Source organism: Ileibacterium valens, from assembly GCF_001945525.1.
Taxonomy (GTDB): domain Bacteria; phylum Bacillota_I; class Bacilli_A; order Erysipelotrichales; family Erysipelotrichaceae; genus Ileibacterium; species Ileibacterium valens.
This window is the reverse complement of the sequence record NZ_MPJW01000147.1, coordinates 1-4329: the sequence shown is the minus strand read 5'-3', so window position 1 is coordinate 4329 and position 4329 is coordinate 1. Positions and strand designations below refer to the sequence as shown.

Below are 4329 nucleotides of genomic sequence, written 5' to 3'. Positions count from 1 at the left end.
AGGTAATAGTTGTAAACCAACCGCACACAGCCGAAGGTTTTCGCAAAGAGAATTTCTTGTTCTTTATCTGGATAGATTCTGAATTTGTAAGCTTTGTTCATTGTTCTTTACCCTGGTTAGATATCTATTAAAGCATAATACAAAACTTACATCTTATTTTATAGATCAATCAGGCAATTCGTCCCCTGCTTTCGCTTGCTTAGAAGTGGGGGTCTTCTTGCAGAGAATAGGATAAATAGACCAGACAAAAAACGGATCCATCCCTGTAGCATACAGAATGGATCCGTTCTTTAATATTTATATTCATTTATATTCAGAATTACTGGAAATTTCACTTCAGATAATAAGTTCGAAGAAAATTGAATTGGTATTTTGAATTTCTGCCATTATAAATGAAGCTGCTGTGATTTATGGTTTTCTGCTTCACGCTTTTTTTGTGCATCAAGCAACTGCTTGATAATGATGCAGATCGTTTCTTTATCGATTTCAGAAAGCTTTCGGAAATCTTCCATCATGAGCTGTTCTGTGATGGACAGAATCAGAGGCTGATCATCAAAGGCATAATCAAACAGGCTGGCTGGATTGACATCGAGAAATTCTGCAATCGCGTTGAGCTTAGTGGTTGGAATATTCGCAATGATTCCAGACTCATATTTTGAAACTGTTGTAGCTGAAGCTCCGATGGCATCCGCCACCTCCTGTAATGTTTTTTTCCTTCTTTGCCGGATTAACCGTATTTTCTCTCCCGTTGTCTGCATATTTACCCTCTTGAAATCATTATAAACATAAGAAAATTATTTTGTCTGTTCAGGCAAGTTTCTGAATGATTTTTTCTCTAAATTCAAAATCCCCACCTTGTAAGTGAATAGACTGAAGACGTTTCGTTGGCTGAATCAGGCAGTTGATCCAAAGAATGAAAAGAAAGAATGAAGATCGAAAAGAAAGAATGACGAGAAAGAATGACGAGAAAGAATGACGAGAAAGAATGAACATAAAGAGAAAAAGAGGGAAGAAATGCTCTTAGTTCTGATCAGGTTTTTCATCGCTGTACTTGGTTCACTGACAGATAAAAAGGTAAAAAAAAAGAGACGATATCGTCTCATATATTTGGTACAGAATCAATTCTGTTCTAATTTTCAAAATGGCGGAGTCGCAGGGATTCGAACCCTGGGTAAGCTTTCACCTACACAGCCTTTCCAAGACTGCACCTTAAACCGCTCGGACACGACTCCATTTCTGTGGTGCCCATTTATATTATCCAATGAGGCACCAGAAGTCAAACGGAAATTAAAGAAAATATTTCGCCAGGTTTTCGGTTAAGTGATTATTTCCAGTAATATTCAGATTGTTTTCAATGTTCTGGTTGAAATATTCGTTAAATAACATGAATTCATCACAATTGAATCTTAAATCAATTCGAAGATCTGGACGTTAAGTTTTCTCAGAAATGAATATCACTGCTTTTTTGCTCTTACGATTACTCCAGATAGAGAAGAAGTTGAGTTTCCTTAATGATCTCTTCTGCAACCGGGATCAGATTACAATTTGTTTTTTGATGGAAAGTTCTCCGAAACCAGTTTTCGAAAGAATCAGGTGAAGGTAAAATTTTAGATTGAAAGCAGAATGCGGCGAAATCAAGAACGTCAAATTCGATAGCATGCATAAATTATTCCTCTCTTTTCTGTTGAGAATATCGTATTCCCAAATGAGACACGAATTATGCCTGATTCTTAAATTTGGCAAAATATAATTTAAAAACCAAAAGAGATGGGGAAGAACGAATAATTCAGGCCTGAATTCATCAGAAAAAGCGGAAAGAATTTGTTTGTTTCATTTCACATATTATTCCGTAATGATTCAATAGTTAGCAAAGAGTCACGGCTTATACTGAAGTGAAACCATATCAGAACCTTATAGGAAGGTTCATGACTAGAGATTAGAAAGAAGGAACCGCGAATCGATATGTGGAAATATAAGTGTAAAAGTCAGGTGCTGACTTTGCTTATTGGATTTATTATGGGTGCGCTTTTGATGGTCGTAACTGTTGGAAACTCATCCTATACAGAAATTCTCGAAACGATGCTCCCGGCTGAAACGGTTCGAATGCTCGAAATGAATCCCATCCTGATTTATCTTTCAGGAGGATGTGCGATTGCCGGGCTTTGCAATGTCTATATCATTGGAAATGTGATGAGCAGTCAGTTCGGGATGTCGATCTTTTTCTGGTTTTTGCTGTTGATGATCATGCCTGAATATCTGATCATGTTTGGAATTGTTACTTTCCCGATTACTTTGATTGTTTCATTGTATGGATGGATTTCACTGCATCTATCAGTTCAGGGACGGCTAAAAAAACGCAAGATTTCAAACGATGATGAAATTGTCCGGATTTATGAGATTCATCATCCGCTGCTCGAAGAATACAAGGACATGGCAACTGGTATTCGAAAAACAGTCAACAAGATTACTGCAATTTACTTCCTTGGAATTATTGCTGTGTTCTGCGTAATGTTTTTTATTGATAATCTTTTTGTCAGCATCATCGCCATCTTTGGCTACATGTTTGCCTTCCAGTTCTTAACCAACTACCGCATTGCTCAGTTTCAGCCCATCAGTAATCTGCTTTACCAGCAATGCAACCCGGAAGCCTGTATGTCCGCGCTGATTTATTATTCAAAAAGAGGAAACCATTACCGCCTGAGTAATCAGTCCTTAATGGCAAGCTGCCTGATCTATCTTGACGATCCAGAACTGGCACAGGATGTACTGATTACTTTTCCAAGAAGCAACCCAACTTCCATGCTGACCTACTGGTCTTTGATGTCCTATACATACTATCTGCTCAAGGACATGCATGGACTTGAGAGATGCCGTGATGAGATTAATAAGATTCAGCCCAAAATGGGTGCCATGAATATTATGATCAAATCAACTGAACAGGCATCAGTAGAAAACAAAATCCGGTTAATGAACCGTGATTTTCAGGCCTGCAAACAATACTATCTTGATCTTCTCAAACACAGTCCTTCAAGACTGACTCAGGCTGACTGTTTCTACTACATCGCATTGATTTCTTTTGTTCAGGAAGACTATTCCATTGCGAGAATGTATTTTGAAAAGACCATTCGAACAGGAAATCGACTGTATTTTGTACAGAATGCGAAAAACTATCTAAGCAAAATTGAAGAAATCGAGCCGGAATCAGCAGACGGTATTCCTTATGAACGATATCTTCCTTAATTTGACATTCGGAATTCATTTCTGAATCATTCAACGAATTAAATCAATGTTAAAAACGAAAATGAGGCTTAGCGAAAGAGACAGACGACTAGTTTGTTCCTTTTACGCTAAGCCTCGTTTTATTTGTGAAATACATTATAGAAAACCAGAAAACTGACTTCCATGAAACCATAGCCAATTTCTGAAAGACCTGAAATATGACCACAAAAGCAGATGATTAACCAGGAAATCCCAATGATGATCAGCTGCATTTTTATAGTCGGATCCATGGATAAAAGCCAGGTCAGAGGATTGATCCATAAATCAAACTGACTATTTTCTGAGTGGCTGAAAAATAACCAGCAGATCTGGTACGTAATAAAACCAAGAATGCCGCCCCAGACATGAAGATCCTTTAACCAGGCCTGATTTTCCCAATAAGGAATTAAAGGGGAGACAGCCATTAAAAAGCAGGAGACGCCTAACAAAATTTTTGCAGGCCTTTTATTTTCAAATTTTTTAGTCATCAATGAACCGATAAGCAGGAACATAGAGGTGATGATTGAAAAAGAAGCCATCATCAACCAGCCTGAAACGCTGGTTGAGAGTCCAGTCAGATTTTCAGTGATCAGATTCAATTGCCGGCTTAAAGTGACTAATAAACAAACATAGAATACCCAGGCAATCAGCAGCCATGTTCTGGTCTTTTTTAAAACATTCAGATTCATCATCCTCGCTTTCCTATTGGTTTTAACATATCGATTGTACATAAGATCAAAAAAATCCTGGATCTTTCACTCAATATCTCATCAATCAATCCAATCCTTTTCAAATCAATCTTTGATTCTTCATTTGGCTCACTGCCTGAAGAAGTCATTGTTCGTGGTTTTATAAAAGTACCCAAAACGGGTGATTTAATACTTAACACTTTTGGTTAAGTATTCGCTCGTTTCGGGTACTTTTTTGTCTCGTTATGGGCCCATAATTATCGTCGACAATATTCAATTCAAGTTCTTTATGGAGCAAAAATGGAAAAAAATTCTATGTTTAAAAAACTGGCTGAATTCATGCAGAGTGAAAGTCTGACCTGTCAGGATCTGGAAGCATTTA

At 37.5% G+C, this 4329-nt stretch carries 4 protein-coding genes and 1 tRNA gene; 1 reads left to right on the top strand and 4 read right to left on the bottom strand.

From position 1 onward, the window contains the following. From BO222_RS07715 to BO222_RS07700, 3 genes are all read right to left on the bottom strand, one after another. Window positions 1-101: helix-turn-helix domain-containing protein (locus tag BO222_RS07715; RefSeq protein WP_143356869.1), on the bottom strand; the 101-nt coding region annotated here is incomplete at its 3' end. A 285-nt stretch (window positions 102-386) separates the two neighbouring features. Further along, a complete protein-coding gene (locus BO222_RS07710; RefSeq protein ID WP_075819886.1) occupies window positions 387-758 on the bottom strand; it encodes a helix-turn-helix domain-containing protein in 372 nt (123 codons plus the stop codon). Between the two features lie 384 nt (window positions 759-1142). Continuing rightward, window positions 1143-1232, bottom strand: a tRNA-Ser gene (locus BO222_RS07700). A 730-nt stretch (window positions 1233-1962) separates the two neighbouring features. Between BO222_RS07700 and BO222_RS07690 the strand changes: the two genes are divergently transcribed. Beyond that, window positions 1963-3240: a tetratricopeptide repeat protein gene (locus BO222_RS07690; protein ID WP_075819879.1), complete on the top strand. Its 1278-nt coding sequence runs from the start codon at window positions 1963-1965 to the stop codon at window positions 3238-3240. 119 nt (window positions 3241-3359) lie between these two features. Here the strand turns inward: BO222_RS07690 and BO222_RS07685 are convergent, their stop codons facing one another. Further along, window positions 3360-3950, bottom strand: coding sequence for a hypothetical protein (locus tag BO222_RS07685; RefSeq protein WP_075829857.1), 591 nt, complete (start codon window positions 3948-3950; stop codon window positions 3360-3362). Window positions 3951-4329 lie beyond the last annotated feature (379 nt).